Source organism: Burkholderia sp. E168m15 (assembly GCF_016586105.1).
GTDB lineage: Bacteria > Pseudomonadota > Gammaproteobacteria > Burkholderiales > Burkholderiaceae > Burkholderia > Burkholderia orbicola.
In genome coordinates this window covers 17,911-33,172 of record NZ_BCPO01000188.1, presented here as the reverse complement: position 1 = coordinate 33,172, position 15,262 = coordinate 17,911, and the positions used below count along the sequence as shown (strand labels likewise).

Below are 15,262 nucleotides of genomic sequence, written 5' to 3'. Positions count from 1 at the left end.
GATACCGGCCGCGTCGAGCCGCTGCATCACGTCGGCGGCCGTCAGCGTCGCAAATGCATCGACGATCAGCGCATCCACCACGTCGCGCGCCGCATGCCGTTTCGAATTCGCATTGAAACGCGGATCGTCGGCCAGCGCCGGCTGCCGCAGCACCTGCTCGCAGAACAGCTTCCATTCGCGCTCGTTCTGCAGCCCGAGCATCACAGTCTTGCCGTCGCCGGCCGGGAACGGCCCGTACGGGCAGATCGTCGCGTGCGACGCGCCCGACGGCGCGGGCGGGCTTTGGCCGTCGATCGCGTAGTAGAGCGGGTAGCCCATCCACTCGACCATGCTCTCCAGCATCGACACGTCGATCCGGCAACCTTCACCGGTGCGGCCGCGCATCAGCAGCGCGCTCAGGATGCTGGTGTACGCGTACATGCCGGCCGCGATGTCCGCGATCGAGCAGCCGGCCTTCGCCGGTTGCCCGGCCGAACCCGTGATCGACAGGAACCCGGCTTCGCTCTGGATCAGCAGGTCGTAGGCCTTGCGGTCGCGATACGGGCCGTCGCCGCCGTAACCCGAGATGTCGCAGACGATCAGGCGCGGATGCGTGTGCTTCAACGCGTCGTAGTCGAGGCCGAGCCGCTCGGCCGCGCCGGGCGCGAGATTCTGCACGAGCACGTCGGCATCCGCGAGCAGCGCGTCGAGCACGGCGGCCGCATCGGGCTGCTTGACGTCGAGCGTCAGGCTCTCCTTCGAGCGGTTCACCCACACGAAGTGCGACGACAGCCCGTGCACGCGTTCGTCGTAGCCGCGCGCGAAATCGCCGCTGCCGGGCCGTTCGATCTTGATCACGCGCGCGCCGAGATCGGCGAGCTGGCGCGTGCAGAACGGCGCCGCGATCGCATGTTCGAGGGTGATCACCTTGATGCCGTCGAGGGGTCGCATCGTCGGCCTCCGTCAGAACGAGCGCGGCAGGTCGAGGATGTGCTCCGCGACGTAGGCCAGGATCAGGTTGGTCGAGATCGGCGCGACCTGGTACAGCCGCGTCTCGCGAAACTTGCGCTCGACGTCGTATTCGCATGCGAAGCCGAAGCCGCCGTGGAATTGCAGGCATGCGTTCGCGGCCTCCCACGACGCGTCGGCCGCGAGCAGCTTCGCCATGTTCGCCTGCGCGCCGCACGGCGCGTGCGCATCGAACCGGCGCGCGGCGTCGAAACGCATCAGGCTCGCGGCTTCGACGTTCACGAACGCGCGCGCGATCGGAAACTGCACGCCCTGGTTCTGCCCGATCGGGCGACCGAACACGACGCGCTCCTTCACGTACTGCGACACCTTGTCGATGAACCAGTAGCCGTCGCCGATGCATTCGGCCGCGATCAGCGTGCGCTCCGCGTTCAGCCCGTCGAGGATGTACTTGAAGCCCTGCCCCTCCTCGCCGATCACGTTCTCGGCCGGAATCTCGAGATTGTCGAAGAACAGCTCGTTGGTCTCGTGATTGACCATGTTCGGAATTGGCCGCACCGTCAGCCCGTGACCGATGGCGTCGTGCAGGTCGACGACGAAGATCGACATCCCTTCGGACTTTTTCTTCACGTCGGCGAGCGGCGTCGTGCGCGCGAGCAGGATCATCAGGTCCGAATGCTGCACGCGCGAGATCCATACCTTCTGCCCGTTGATCACGTAACGATCGCCGCGCCGCTCGGCGGTCGTCTTGATCTTCGTCGTGTCGGTGCCGGTGGTCGGCTCGGTCACGGCCATCGACTGCAGGCGCAGCTCGCCACTCGCGATCTTCGGCAGATACGCGCGCTTCTGTTCGGCCGAACCGTGGCGCAGCAGCGTGCCCATGTTGTACATCTGCCCGTGGCACGCGCCGGAGTTGCCGCCCGCGCGGTTGATCTCCTCCATGATGATCGACGCCTCGGTGAGGCCCAGCCCCGAGCCGCCGTATTCCTGCGGAATCAGCGCGGCGAGCCAGCCGGCCTTGGTCAGCGCGTCGACGAACGCGTCGGGATAGCCGCGCGCGTCGTCGATCTGGCGGAAATACTCGCCGGGAAACTGGCTGCACAGGTCGCGCACCGCTTCGCGGATGTCCTGGTACGGGTCGTGTAGCGTCGTCTGCATGTCCGTCGTCGATGAAGGAAGAAAGGAAAAGGAGCGCGTCATGCGAGGGTCGCGGTGGCCTGCATCGTCAACCAGCCGTCGCGGTCCTTCGCCCACAGCTCGATCGTGCGGCCGTCGTCCGACGGCTTGCCGCACAGCGTGAACGGCTGCCCGTCGAAGGTCGGGCGCACCGCGCGAAACGCGAAGCTCGCGAGCGTCGCGTCCGGCCGTTCGCGGTGCACGAGATCGACGAGCAGCGTCGCGATCAGCGGGCCGTGCACGACGAGCCCCGGATAGCCTTCTTCCTGCGTCACGTAGCTGCGGTCGTAGTGAATGCGATGGCCGTTGAAGGTCAGCGCCGAATAGCGGAACAGCATCACCGCGTCGGCCGTGACCGTGCGCGACCACGCTTCGCCGGCAGGCGGCGCGACCGGCTTCGGTGCGGGCGCACCCGGCTGCGGCGCGTCCCGATAAACGATGTCGTGCTCCTCCTCGACGCACAGCGCGCCGCCGGCTTCGATCCGGTGCTGCACCGTCACGAACACGAGCCGGCCGCTGCGACCGGTCTTGTCCTCGATGTTCGCGATCGTCGATTCGCGCGTCGCGCGCTGCCCGGCGTGCAGCGGTGCATGGAACGTCAAACGGCCGCCGGCCCACATGCGGCGCGGCAGCGGCACCGGCGGCAGGAAGCCGCCGCGCTTCGGGTGGCCGTCGGGGCCGACCTCGGCCAGCGGCGCGACCGGCAGGAAGTAGAGCCAGTGCCACATCGGCGGCACGACGTCGCCGGGCGACGGGCGGTCGAGCGTGGCGGCCAGCGCGTTCAGCGGGAACGCGGTGATGTCGTCGCCAAGCGTTTCGGTCTTGCCGAGCCACGCGTCGAGCGACGCGGGGGCGGCAGGCTGCGGGGATGAGGTCGGCACGTCGGTCTCCGGTGCGCTTGCAATGACCCTGAATATGCACGCCACGCGCGGCTTCGCGAAGTCGGCTTTCCCGAACCGGGGCTTCGAATTTGCTTAACGCGCGCGGGCAGGCGCCGTGCTGCCGGACGGTTCTCGTCTGACTATTCAATATAGTCGGCCCGCCGAACGTGCGCGGTTCGCGGCCGCGGGCCTTGCCGCTTGACCCCGGACGACACGCCACCTAAATTGCTTCAGACGGGCCGGGCCGCATGCGACGTGTCATCCGGGTGACAAAAACGATAGTTTGCTATCGAATGTTTTTGCCCCTATCATCTCGCCCATGACCAATCTGCACGACCTCCGCCTCGCCGTCAGCAGCCTGCTCGTGCTCACCGCGCGCAAGTGGCGCCGCACCAGCGACGGCGTACTGACCGCGTACAACGTGTCCGAGGCCTGCGCGACGCCGCTGCTGATCGCCGGACGCCTCGGCGAAGGCGTGCGGCAAGGCACGCTCGCCGAGCACGTCGGCATCGAAGGGCCGTCGCTCGTGCGCCTGCTCGATCAATTGTGCGCGGCCGGCCTCGCACGCCGCGACGAGGACCCGCACGATCGCCGCGCGAAGACGATCTCGCTGACGGCTGCCGGCCGCGCGATTACCGCGCAGATGGAGGACGACCTGCGCGCGCTGCGCGCCCAGGTGCTCAAGGGTGTGTCGCGCGCCGATCTCGAAGCCACGCTGCGCGTGCTGAACGCGTTCAACGCAGCCGACCCGCATCCGCCGGCGTCGCGCCCGCCCCACTCCGCCGATTCCGCGTCATGACCTATCCGAGCCTCCGCGACTGGCTGTTCTCGGGCAAGACGTTCGCCGCGTCGATGCTGGCGCTGTACCTCGGCCTGTATTTCCAGTTGCCGCGCCCGTACTGGGCGATGGCGAGCGTCTACATCGTGTCGAACCCGTTCGTCGGCGCGACGCGCTCGAAGGCGCTGTACCGCGCGCTCGGTACCGCGCTCGGGGCGGCCGCCGCGATCTTCTTCGTGCCGCCGTTCGTCGAGACGCCGCTCCTGTTCAGCATCATCGTCGCGACCTGGTGCGGCACGCTGCTGTACCTCGCGATCTCCGACCGCACCGCGCGCAGCTACGTCTTCATGCTCGCCGGCTATACGATGCCGCTGGTCGCGCTGCCCACCGTCACCGATCCGTCCACCATCTTCGACGTCGCGATCGCGCGCACCGAGGAAATCGTGCTCGGCATCGTGTGCGCGAGCGTGGTCGGCAGCGCCGTGTTCCCGAACCGGCTCGCGCCGACGCTGATCGAGCGCACCGACGCGTGGTTCAAGGACGCCGCGTTCTACGGCCGCGAAACGCTGTCCGGGCACCTGGCCGGCAAGGCGCTGTCCGCATGCCGGCAGCGGCTCGCCGCGACCATCACCGGCCTCGAGTTCCTGCTGAGCCAGCTGGGCTACGACCATGCGCATCCGCGCGTGCTGGCCCGCGCGCAGGCGCTCGCGGGCCGGATGCAGCTGTTCCTGCCGCTGATGTCGTCGCTCGCCGATCCGCTGATCGCGCTGATGCGCGACCTGCACGTGCGCCCGCCCGCACTCGACGCGCTGCTGGCCGACGCCGCGAAGTGGTTCGACGCGCCGCTGCCGGCGGTGAAGACCGGCACCGACGGTGACATGGCGCACGATCCGGTCGCGGACGACCTGCGCGAGCGCATCGCCGCGCTGCAGCCGCCCGACAGCGCACTGGCGAGCTGGGACGGCGCGCTGCTGTCGAATGCGCTGTGGCGGCTGCGCCAGGTCATCGACATCTGGCAGGACTGCCGTTCGCTGCGCGCATTGATCGCGAACGAGTCGGGCGTGTGGCAGCCGCGCTACCGGCACTGGCGGCTCGGCGGCACCGAACGCTTCTTTGATCGCGGGATGATGCTGTTCTCGACGCTGACCGTCGTGTTCGCGATCGTGTTCGCGTGCTGGCTGTGGATCTCGTCCGGCTGGCACGACGGCGCGGCCGCCGTCACGCTCGTGGCCGTGTCGTGCAGCTTCTTCGCCGCGCTCGACGAGCCTGCGCCGCTGGTGTTCAAGTTCTTCCTGTCGACCACCGCGAGCGTCGTGTTCGCGGGCCTGTACCTGTTCGTCGTGCTGCCGCACGTGCACGATTTCGCGATGCTCGTGCTGATGTTCGCGGGCCCGTTCATCCTGATCGGCACGCTGCTGCCGCGCCCGCAGTTCAACATGGTGACGATGCTCGTCGCGGTGAACACGGCCACCTTCATCAGCATCCAGAGTGCGTACGAGGCCGATTTCTTCGTGTTCCTGAACAGCAACCTCGCGGGCGTTGCCGGGCTGCTGTTCGCGTACGTGTGGACGCGCGCGACGCGGCCGTTCGGCGCCGAACTCGCGGTGCGGCGCCTGCTGCGCTCGGGCTGGGAGGACGTCGCGCGCTCCGCGTCGACGCAGCCGCTCGACGATCAGCGCAACCACGCATCGCGGATGCTCGATCGCGTCACGCAACTGCTGCCGCGCCTCGGCGCGTCCGACGACCACCGCCACCCGTCGATCGAAAGCTTCCGCGACCTGCGCATCGCACTGAACGCGCTCGATCTGCGCCGCTCGCGTCGCAGGCTGTCGGGCGACGTGCCCGACGCGATCGATCGCGTGCTGGCCGGCGTCACCGATCACTACACCCGCTGCGCGGCCGCGAACGCGCGCCAGCCCGTGCCGCCCGCGCTGCTCGCGACGATCGACGACGCGCTGCGGCGCGTGGCCGGCCGCAACCTGCCGGGCGCCGCGCCGGCAGACGGCGCGGCCGCGCCCGCGGTGCCGGCCACGCATCGCCGGCTGCGCGACACGCTGCATGCGCTCGTCGGCCTGCGCCTGTCGCTGTATCCGGCCGCGGCCGCGCAAGCGCCGCAGGCGCCGGACGGAGCGCGCGCATGAGCCGGCTTTCCACCTTGTCATTCCGACCGCGACCATGATCGGCGAAATCGATATCTTCGGCGTGTTCGTGCCGGCCCCGCTCGTGCTGATGCTGATCGCATACCTGATCAACATCGTCGTGCGCGCGGTGCTCGAGCGCGTCGGCTTCTACCGCCTCGTCTGGCACCGTTCGATCTTCGACCTCGGCATCTATGTATTCGTGCTGGCCGCCGTCGTGATCGTGTCCCACCAACTCGTGGCTACCTAACGTGAAAAAAACCTGGCTCTCGGCAGGGCAAGTCCTGCTCACCCTGATCGTCGTCATCGTGGCCGGCCTCGTGCTGTGGCGCATCATCAACTACTACATGTTCTCGCCGTGGACGCGCGACGGGCACGTGCGCGCCGACGTGATCCAGGTCGCGCCGGACGTATCAGGCCTCATCACGTCGGTGCAGGTGGCCGACAACCAGGAGGTCAAGCGCGGCCAGGTGCTGTTCGTGATCGACCAGGCGCGCTACACGCTCGCGGAGCGGCTCGCCGAAGCGACGCTCGCGCAGCGTCGCGCGACGCTGGCGCAGGCGAAGCGCGAATACGCGCGCAACCTCCAGCTCGGCAACCTGGTCGCGAGCGAACAGGTCGAGGAAAGCCGCACGCGCGTCGAGCAGGGCGAAGCCAGCGTCGCCGATGCGCAGGTGTCGCTCGACACCGCGAAGCTGAACCTGCAGCGCACGACGATCGTCAGCCCCGTGGACGGCTACCTGAACGACCGCGCCCCCCGCGTCGGCGAATACGTGCCGGCCGGCCGCGCGGTGCTGTCGGTGGTCGACCGCAACTCGTTCCGCGTCGACGGCTACTTCGAGGAAACCAAGCTGCGCGGCATCCATATCGGGCAGCCGGTCGACATCATCGTGATGGGCGAGCCGCATGCGCTGCGCGGCCACGTGCAGAGCATCGTCGCCGCGATCGAGGATCGCGACCGCACGCAGGGCGCGAACCTGCTGCCGAACGTGAACCCGGCGTTCAGCTGGGTGCGGCTCGCGCAGCGCGTGCCGGTGCGCGTCGTGCTCGACGAGGTGCCCGACGATTTCCGGATGATCGCGGGCCGCACCGCGACCGTGTCGATGCGCGGCGCCGACGCGCGCCGCAACGACGCGAAGCCGGCTGGCGCCAGCACCGCATCGGCGGCCGCGCCGGTTCCCGCTGCGTCCGGTACGGCCGCGAGCGCCGCGGGAGCATCGCAATGAAGCGGCACGGTCTGCGCATCGCGGCGACGCTCGCTCCGCTTGCACTCGCACTCGGTGCGTGCAAGTCGGTCGGCCCCGACTACAAGTTGCCGCAGCACGCGTACGTCAATGCGCCGCTGGCGAACCATGCGCTCGACGACGCGAACGGCGCGCTGGTGTCGCGCGACGCGGTGCCCGGCAACTGGTGGCAGCTGTACGACGACCCGGTACTCGACGGGCTCGTGCGCGATGCGCTGAAGTCGAACACCGACCTGCGCGTCGCCGCGGCCAACCTCGCCCGCTCGCGCGCGGCGCTGGTCGTCGCGAACGAACAGGGCGGCTTCTCGGGCAGCGCGGAAGCGGCCGTGCAGCGCGCGCAGGAATCGGCCGAGCAATACCTGCTCGAAAACAAGCTGCCGGTCGTCAACGAAGGCACGGTCGGCATCAACGTGTCGTACGAGCTCGACCTGTTCGGCAAGCTGCGGCGCGGCGTCGAAGCCGCGCGCGCGGACAGCGAGGCCGTCAAGGCGGCCGGCGACCTGGCGCGCATCACCGTCGTGGCCGACGTCGTGCGCGCGTACGTCGAAGCGTGCTCGGCCGGCGACGAACTGGCGATCGCGAAGCAGTCGCTCGCGCTGCAGCAGCAGCGCGTGAAACTGTCGCAACGGCTGCGCGATGCCGGACGCGGCAACCAGACCGACGTGACCCGCGGCGTCACGCAGGTGCGCACGCTCTCCGCCGACATTCCGCGCTTCGAAGGCCGCCGCAAGGTCGCGCAGTACCAGCTCGCCGCGCTGCTCGCGCGCGCGCCGGCCGACCTGCCGAAAGCCGCCGCCGAGTGCGAACGCCTGCCGAAGCTGCGTCAGCCGATTCCGATCGGCGACGGCGCCGCGCTGCTGCGCCGCCGCCCCGACGTGCGCGAGGCCGAGCGGCAGCTCGCCGCCGCGACCGCGCGGATCGGCGTGGCGACCGCCGCGCTGTACCCATCGGTCAGCATCGGTGCGTCGGCCGGCTCGGTCGGCGTCGCCGCCGACTTGTTCTCGTCCACCACGAATCGCTGGTCGTTCGGTCCGCTGATCAGCTGGTCGTTCCCGGTCAACGGCCAGCGTGCGCGCGTGCGCGAAGCCGAAGCCGCGACGGGCGGCGCACTCGCGCACTTCGACGGCGTCGTGCTGAATGCGCTGCGCGAAACGCAGTCGAGCCTTGCGACCTACGCGGCCGACGTGCAGCGCACCGATGCGCTGCGCACCGCGTACGAGTCGGCCCGCAATTCCGCCGACGAAACCCATCGTCTCTATGCGGCCGGCCGCGAATCGTTCATTTCCGATCTCGACGCGACGCGCACGTTGACGAGTGTGCGGGCGCAGGTCGCGGCGGCCGAAGGTCAGGTCGCGGCCGACCAGGTGCGGCTCTTTCTCGCGCTCGGCGGTGGATGGGACGGCGACGGTGCGGCAGCCGCCGCGGACGCCGGCTCTGCGGCCTCGACACCCGCGGCCGCCCAGTCGACGCCGTAGCACCGTCGCGGTCGGGATATGACGCCTGCGTGACGACACGCCCTGCGGCGACGCGTTTTACCGATTCGCACCATCGCATTCGCAGTGCCTGCGTTGACGGTACACTGGCCGATGCATTTCCATTCATCTGCTACCGCGGCCGGCCCGGCCGCGGCATCCACCCGGAGAGTCATCATGCGAACCAGCGCCCGCAACCAATTCGCCGGCCAGATCGGCGCCGTCAAACCCGGTGCCGTCAACGACGAAATCACGCTGCGCACGCAGGACGGCCTCGAGATCGTCGCGGTGATCACCCACGGCAGCGCGGCATCGCTGGGCCTCGCGGCCGGTACGAAGGCGTTTGCGCTCGTCAAGGCATCGTCGGTCATCGTGATGGTCGACGTCGACAGCAGCAAGGTGTCGGCCCGCAACTGCGTCGCGGGCACCGTCGCGTCGATCGCGAAGGGCGCGGTCAATTCGGAAGTGGTGATCAAGGCCGCGGGCGGCGCGGAAATCGTCGCGATCGTCACCAACGACAGCGTCGAACGTCTCGGTCTCGCAAGCGGCACCGCTGCCTCCGCGATCTTCAAGGCATCGAGCGTGATCGTCGGCGTCGAGTGATCGCGTGACGATCGCGATGGCGATTCGTTGTGCCCCTCGCATGCGTGCGATCCGGTTCTCGTCCGGAGGCTGGCGATGACCGCTTCGGCCGATCACGCGTATGAAGAGGCGTTGCAGTCGCTGCATTTCGCGGCGGCCAACGCCGACGTGCCCGATGCGCAGCTGTTCGGCACCCTCGTTACGGCACGCGCCGGGCGCAACGAACTCTCGCTGCTGGGCTTGCCTCCCGGCCAGTTCGCCGGCCTGCTGACCCGACAGTTTCCGCATCTGCGATCCGTCGACACCATTGCACTCACGTCGGCGGTCGCACCGCTACCGTTGCCGGCCACGCACTCGGCATTCGTCGCGACGCTGCATGCGCGACTGATGGACGAAGCGAATCCCGCCGTCGCCCGCGACGATGCCGACTGCCTCGCCACGATCATCGCGCATGCGTGTCTGCGCCCCGATCATCTGTGGCGCGACCTCGGGCTCGACGGACGCGACGCGGTGTCCGCGATGCTCGCGCGCTTTTTCCCCACGCTCGCCGCGCGCAACGTCGCTCATCTGCGCTGGAAGAAATTCCTCGCGCAGGAAGTGGCCGCATCGCTCGGCGTGCCGCCCGGGCCCGCACCCGGATGTCCGGGCTGCGAGGATTTCGGTTTCTGCTTTCCTCGTACGTGACGGGTGTCGCGGCAACGGGCGGGCCGATATCCGTTTCGTCGCATCGCCGGCCGGAAAAGCCGCGTTGACCGGCATGGCGAGCGCGAACGTGCCGTTACGCGACTTCGACGCCACATTCGGCTTCCGCGAAAAAACCGCGGATCACTTCCATTCGGCGCAACGACGGTTGGATGATCCGGCACGCGTTGCGCTCCTCCAACCTGAGCGGCAACTCACGGCTTGCGGCACACAAATGCCAGCGGTGCTTCGGCAACATGTCGGCAACCGACATTACCGAACCGATGACCGGCTTTTCCCGCTTCCCATAAACGGTCACCTTGCGACGCAAGGCACGCGTCGCTCACGACACCGTCAATGTCGATGCCGGTGATGAATGTCCGGAAAATGCGCGTGGCTGTGCGTGATCGGCAGATGCACGTGCGGATGCGCGTGCGGTTCATCGCCGTCATACGGAAAGTCGTGCATGTGCTGGTGATGGTCGTCGTGCCGATGCCGATGCGTATGCTCGAGTCGCTCGTGCGCATGCGTGTGTTCGTGCCGTTCGCGCACGTGCAGCCAGAGGCCGAGCGCCATCAGCGCGGCCGCGATCCAGAACGTCGCGGGCGGCAGCGCGGGCCAGATCAGCAGCGACAGTGCAACTCCGAATAGCGGGGCGACCGAAAAATATGCGCCGGTGCGCGCGCTGCCGAGATGACGCAGCGCGACCACGAACAACACGAGGCTGATCCCGTAGCCGCCGAGCCCCGTCAGCATCGCTGCGGCCGTGACCGGTAACGCAGGTAGCGTCGCGCCGGCCGCCAGCGCGATGCCGATGTTCACCGGCCCCGCGATCAGCCCTTTCATGCAGGCGATCACCATCGCGTCGTTCGCGGCCACCTTGCGGGTCAGGTTGTTGTCGACCGCCCAGCACAGGCACGCAGCGACGATCAGCAGCGCGCCGACCGGCACGCCGGCCCGGCCTGGCGTCCACGACAACAGCGTGCCGCCAGCGACGATCGCCGCCATGCCGAGGAACACCTGCGTATCCACGTTCTCGCGAAACACGACCCACGCGATCACCGCCGTCAACACGCCTTCGAGATTGAGCAGCAACGCGCTCGTCGCCGCCGGCGTACTCGACAGCCCGAGCATCAGCAAAGCGGGGCCGGCCACGCCGCCCGCCGCGATCGCACCGGCCAGCCACAGCAGATCGGCACGATGCAACGGCGCGGCGTCCGCGGCCGATGCGCGACGGCTGTGCCAACCGCGCAGCAGAATCCCGATACCGAGCCCGACGCCGCTGCCGAAATAGAAGAGGCCGGCAACCATGAACGGCGACATTGCACCGATTAGCGCCTTGGCGAGCGGTGTCGCGGCGCCGAACAGCGCGGCGGCGGCGAGCGCGACGAAAATCGCGGAATGTCTCGGGTTCACGGTCCGGGGCGAATTGAGGTTGATGAAACTGGGCGTGGCTTTGGGTCGAGGCGGGCTTGCCTTACCTTTCGAAAGGCTGGCTGTATCGTGCTCGGCTTGCCTGCGGCCGGACGCTCCCATCGTGATTATCGCGCGCCGTTTTGTCGCGGTGGGCAGGCGGGATCGCGCGCACGTCGATCGACGATTTCCGCTTCATCATTTCGGAAAACGAATTATATGGTCAACGCGTTTTCATGATCAGTTATGCATATTATTGATGCTCGATCAGCACGATCGAAACATCATGTGCATGGAGGCCGGTCGACGAATGTGGGTCGTCCGGTCGCGTTGTCTGTTCGACGAGGGAGGGGATGTACCAGCAGGTTCAGCGCCGGTGGAGACAGTCCCGACCTGCCTCTGACGAGGCAAGTCGATCTGGAGTGCCATGCACCGCACGCGACTTGCATGCGGCTACGCGCGGCTCGACGGACGGCAGCGCGGTGCGGATTACTCGTTGCCGGCCGATTGCTGCTCGACCTGCGGCGCGGCGTCGGTCTGCACCGGCGCTTCCGCTTCGGCCTGCGCCGGTTGCGGCGCGGCAGCGGCCTCGGCCTGCTGCTCGGCCTTCGGCTGCTGCGGTGCGCCCTTGGCCGATTGTGCCGCGCCCTTGCCCGGGCGGCGGGCCTTCAGGCGGCGCGCACGTGCCGCGTCGTCGTGCGTCACGCGCCCGGCTTCGTTGCCCTGCAGGTCGACGCGCACCGCGTCTTCGACGAGGCAGGACCAGTAGCGATTGCCGCGGCACCACGTCGACATCGCTTCGCGCAGTTCGGCTTCGTTGAGGCCGACGGCCTGCGCTTCGCGTGCGAGATCGTCCCAGATGCCGACCTTGAGCGGTACTTTGGGGGCCGGATTCTTCGGGAACGCGCGCGGAAACTTCCGCTGCAGTTTGCCGATCGCGACGATGACCGGATCGACCGGCGCCGCCGGCTTCGCCGAAGCAAGCTTCGCCCGATGCTGCGTCTTCGCGCCGGCACCCGGCTTGGCGCCGCGGGACGGCTGGTCGCCGGACTTCGGCTTCGCGCCGGCGTCCGTCGGCGCTGCCGGCCGCTTTGCGTTGCGCTCCTGCTTGGCCTTCGCCGCGAGCTGCGCCCGCAATTCGGCAAGTTGTTCAAAACCCATAAATTCAATCCACCAGGAATATAAGGTGTGGTTCGTGCGGCCATGCCGCGCGGCACAACAGCTTCGCCGCCATGCGTGCGGCCGGCCTGCCGCCGGTGCGGAACACTACGGGGCCGCATCGCGCACGCCACTCTGTTTTCAGGCACCCGGCCTCGATGCCGGACAAGGCAGGAGTGGAAGTATACCGGTACGCGCGACAGGCGGTTGACTCGCCGGTCTGCATTTGTCCGATCCGCGGTGCCGGAAATGCGTCCGCGCGGTCGTGTTGCGCATTATATGGATACGTTTCCGGATGTCACGCCATTCGCGGCCCCTGCTGGGAAATTGCAGCGGGCCGGGCCGACGCGCAAGGCGCAAAGTGCGATCTTCCGCGCGACGGACGTCGAACGGCGTCGTGTCACAACCGCCACGCGTGGCGTAGCCGCCGACCTCGCACGACCCGCCCGCTCGACACGCGTTTGCGCCGGCCGCGATACGCGACTCGTTGCGTGCGCATCGATCGCGTCGCGGACGAAGATCTCGGAAAGTGCGTAGTATGGCCGAATCGACTTCGTTGGCAGCATGTCCCCGCCTGCTTTTCTCCGCGCGCCCGATCGACCGGGCGCGATTCCGTTGCCTGCGAAACGACCTGGTTACACGAGATGGAGCGCAAGCATGGTTTCCCAAGACGACACCCCGCATGACGGCCTCACGCGCGAGGAGATTCACCATCGGCAGATCGACATGCGCGGCTATCGGCGCAGCGATGGCCTGTTCGAAGTGACGGCCTGCCTCGCGGACCGCAAGACCAGCGATTTCACGCCGCCCGGCGGCGCGCGAACGGTCGCGGCACTGACACCGCTCCACGATCTCGGCGTCACGCTGGTGTTCGACGTCGACATGGTCGTTCGCGGCGTCTCCACGTTCATGCGTTCGCATCCGTATGCGCAGTGTTCGGGCGGCGGCAACTCGCTGCAGGCGCTCGTCGGATTGAACATCGGCGCCGGCTGGAACAGCGAGGTTCGCAAGCGCCTGCCGTCCTGCGATACGTGCACGCACTTGAAGGAACTGCTCGGCCCGATCGCGACGACGGCCTATCAGACGATGGTCGGCATGCGGCGATCGTCGCTCGATTACCGCGACAGCGAAGGAAAGCCGCTCAAGATCGACAGTTGCTACGCCTACGGTGCATCGCGCGATCTCGTGAAACGTCTTTGGCCCGAGTACCACCAGCCTTCGGCACCGACGAAGGGCAGTTGAAGTTCCGACGCTCGGCGGTTCGGCGCTGTTTGCGGAAGTTTGCGAAACCGATAGTGCGCGAACGGCTGCGGGCCGTGCCGGTGTCGATCCGGCAGATCGGAGCCGCCGCACTCGTGATCAGAACACGCCCAGTGCCAGCCCTGCAGCAAGACCCGCGCCGAGTTCGGCGCAGCGCGCGAGCGCGTCGCTGTCGATCGTCTTCGTTGCGAGAATACGCTCCGGCGTCTGCGCATGCGTGCAGACGATCAGGCCGGGCGCCACGTTCTTCAGCCGCCATCCGGTCGCGATCCGGTCGATCTGGCGCAACGCGTTCTGCCCGTCGCTTCCCGCGCAGATCATTGCCGCATACGGGCGGCCGTTCACGCGATCGAGCGCCGCGTAGTAGCAGCGATCGAAGAAATCCTTCATCAGCCCGGACATCGCCGCAAGGTTCTCCGGCGTCGCGAACAGGTATGCGTCGGCGGCCAGCACGTCGTCGGCGCTCGTCGCGTCCGCACGCTGCATCCTGACGTCGACGCCAGGCTGCTCGCGAGCTGCACCGGCAGCCGCTTCGGCCATCTGTTGCGTGCCTCCGGTCATCGTGTGATAGACGATCAACAGCGTTTTCATGGGTCGTTGCTCGCATTCGGCTTCGGGTGCGCCGACGGTATCGTCGAGTCCAGGCCAGATGGCCGGCCGGCACGGATGGGCGTCATTTGGCGTTCGTTTTTCCCCGGATCGACCGGTTTGCCTGCTCGCCGACAACGCGCGCATCGCAATGGTTTCGATCTGCCCGGGGAGCCGGATGCTTCCGGATGTGTCCGGGACCGCGTTCAGTCTTGCCGGCGATGCCGTGCAGCGCCGTCGTCGGGTCGCGCGTAGTACGCAAGGAACATATCGGCAGCCGATTCCGCGACCTTCTGCTGCTCCTGCGCCGTCAGCGGCGGCTGGCCCATCGTGATCTGCGGCCAGAACGCGAATGCCTTCACCGCGCCATGCAACTGATGCGCGGCGAACACCGGATCGGTGACCGACAGGCGACCGGCCGCCGCGGCCGCGCGCACCCAGACCGTGACATCTTCCTCGCGCTCGCCGAGACGCTCGACCATGTCGCGCGCCCGTTCCGGCGAATGGATGGCCGCGCCGATCGCGACACGCGCCAGCGCGAGAAAGGCCTCGTCGTTCATCAACCGCAATTTGCGGTCGAGCAACGCGAGCAGTTGCTCGCGCAGCGGCACGTCGGCGCGATAGGTCGGCGAACTGCCGGTGCGAGTCGCATCCCACAACTTGTTCAGGATCGCGGCGAACAGCGTCTCCTTACCGGGGAAGTGGTTATAGACGGTGCGCTTCGACACGTCCGCGCGCGCAGCGATACGATCCATGCTCGTCGCATCGTAGCCCGCGGCGAGAAATTCCTCGATCGCCGCATCGACGATGGCCGCGCGCTTTCGGTCGGTCAGACGCTGAGGGGGAGTACTGGTATCCATACAGAAATTTTACACCGGGCAGTTTACTTACCCCAAAAATAAACTACACTGTTTAGTGTACTTTATTCTCCGGACGAACCGAC

General features: G+C 67.9%; 16 protein-coding genes. 8 read left to right on the top strand and 8 right to left on the bottom strand.

The window, feature by feature from the left end; genetic code table 11:
* From JMF86_RS29785 to JMF86_RS29775, 3 genes are all read right to left on the bottom strand, one after another.
* Positions 1-930: CaiB/BaiF CoA-transferase family protein (locus JMF86_RS29785; RefSeq protein ID WP_201317208.1), on the bottom strand; the 930-nt coding region annotated here is incomplete at its 3' end.
* Between the two features lie 12 nt (positions 931-942).
* Positions 943-2,106, bottom strand: a complete 1,164-nt coding sequence (locus JMF86_RS29780) for an acyl-CoA dehydrogenase family protein (protein WP_201317207.1) — start codon at positions 2,104-2,106, stop codon at positions 943-945.
* A gap of 38 nt (positions 2,107-2,144) precedes the next feature.
* Positions 2,145-3,005, bottom strand: a complete 861-nt coding sequence (locus tag JMF86_RS29775) for a MaoC family dehydratase N-terminal domain-containing protein (protein ID WP_201317206.1) — start codon at positions 3,003-3,005, stop codon at positions 2,145-2,147.
* 319 nt (positions 3,006-3,324) lie between these two features.
* Here JMF86_RS29775 and JMF86_RS29770 point away from each other — a divergent pair, with 319 nt between their 5' ends.
* From JMF86_RS29770 to JMF86_RS29740, 7 genes are all read left to right on the top strand, one after another.
* Positions 3,325-3,804 carry a MarR family winged helix-turn-helix transcriptional regulator gene (locus JMF86_RS29770; RefSeq protein WP_201317205.1) on the top strand — a complete coding sequence of 160 codons (480 nt, stop codon included), beginning with the start codon at positions 3,325-3,327 and terminating at the stop codon, positions 3,802-3,804.
* A complete protein-coding gene (locus JMF86_RS29765) occupies positions 3,801-5,924 on the top strand; it encodes an FUSC family protein (protein WP_201317204.1) in 2,124 nt (707 codons plus the stop codon). The genes JMF86_RS29770 and JMF86_RS29765 overlap by 4 nt, the downstream gene beginning before the upstream one ends.
* A gap of 34 nt (positions 5,925-5,958) precedes the next feature.
* Complete coding sequence (locus JMF86_RS29760) at positions 5,959-6,171, top strand: DUF1656 domain-containing protein (RefSeq protein WP_006481008.1); 213 nt, start codon at positions 5,959-5,961, stop codon at positions 6,169-6,171.
* 1 nt (position 6,172) lies between these two features.
* Positions 6,173-7,147 carry an HlyD family secretion protein gene (locus JMF86_RS29755; protein ID WP_027805481.1) on the top strand — a complete coding sequence of 325 codons (975 nt, stop codon included), beginning with the start codon at positions 6,173-6,175 and terminating at the stop codon, positions 7,145-7,147.
* Positions 7,144-8,640: an efflux transporter outer membrane subunit gene (locus JMF86_RS29750; protein WP_201317203.1), complete on the top strand. Its 1,497-nt coding sequence runs from the start codon at positions 7,144-7,146 to the stop codon at positions 8,638-8,640. Before JMF86_RS29755 ends, JMF86_RS29750 begins: the two co-directional genes overlap by 4 nt.
* A gap of 174 nt (positions 8,641-8,814) precedes the next feature.
* Positions 8,815-9,240 (top strand): molybdopterin-binding protein, encoded by a 426-nt coding sequence (locus JMF86_RS29745; RefSeq protein ID WP_011549350.1) that lies wholly within the window; start codon positions 8,815-8,817, stop codon positions 9,238-9,240.
* A 75-nt stretch (positions 9,241-9,315) separates the two neighbouring features.
* Positions 9,316-9,903 (top strand): nitrogen fixation protein NifQ, encoded by a 588-nt coding sequence (locus JMF86_RS29740; RefSeq protein WP_011549351.1) that lies wholly within the window; start codon positions 9,316-9,318, stop codon positions 9,901-9,903.
* Positions 9,904-9,997: 94 nt separating this feature from the next.
* Here JMF86_RS29740 and JMF86_RS29735 read toward each other — a convergent pair whose 3' ends face one another.
* The 3 genes from JMF86_RS29735 to JMF86_RS29725 form a co-directional block, all read right to left on the bottom strand.
* Entirely contained in the window at positions 9,998-10,231 is a 234-nt protein-coding gene (locus tag JMF86_RS29735; RefSeq protein ID WP_201317202.1) for a hypothetical protein, read from the bottom strand.
* 23 nt (positions 10,232-10,254) lie between these two features.
* Entirely contained in the window at positions 10,255-11,316 is a 1,062-nt protein-coding gene (locus JMF86_RS29730) for a DMT family transporter (protein ID WP_201317201.1), read from the bottom strand.
* A 486-nt stretch (positions 11,317-11,802) separates the two neighbouring features.
* On the bottom strand, positions 11,803-12,474 hold the full coding sequence (locus JMF86_RS29725; protein ID WP_011549354.1) for a ProQ/FinO family protein: 672 nt from the start codon (positions 12,472-12,474) through the stop codon (positions 11,803-11,805).
* A 654-nt stretch (positions 12,475-13,128) separates the two neighbouring features.
* Between JMF86_RS29725 and JMF86_RS29720 the strand changes: the two genes are divergently transcribed.
* Entirely contained in the window at positions 13,129-13,713 is a 585-nt protein-coding gene (locus JMF86_RS29720; protein WP_011549355.1) for a DUF2889 domain-containing protein, read from the top strand.
* A 117-nt stretch (positions 13,714-13,830) separates the two neighbouring features.
* Here the strand turns inward: JMF86_RS29720 and JMF86_RS29715 are convergent, their stop codons facing one another.
* Positions 13,831-14,322 carry a flavodoxin family protein gene (locus JMF86_RS29715; RefSeq protein WP_011549356.1) on the bottom strand — a complete coding sequence of 164 codons (492 nt, stop codon included), beginning with the start codon at positions 14,320-14,322 and terminating at the stop codon, positions 13,831-13,833.
* Between the two features lie 203 nt (positions 14,323-14,525).
* Positions 14,526-15,179, bottom strand: coding sequence for a TetR/AcrR family transcriptional regulator (locus JMF86_RS29710; protein ID WP_011549357.1), 654 nt, complete (start codon positions 15,177-15,179; stop codon positions 14,526-14,528).
* Between the last annotated feature and the right edge of the window lie 83 nt (positions 15,180-15,262).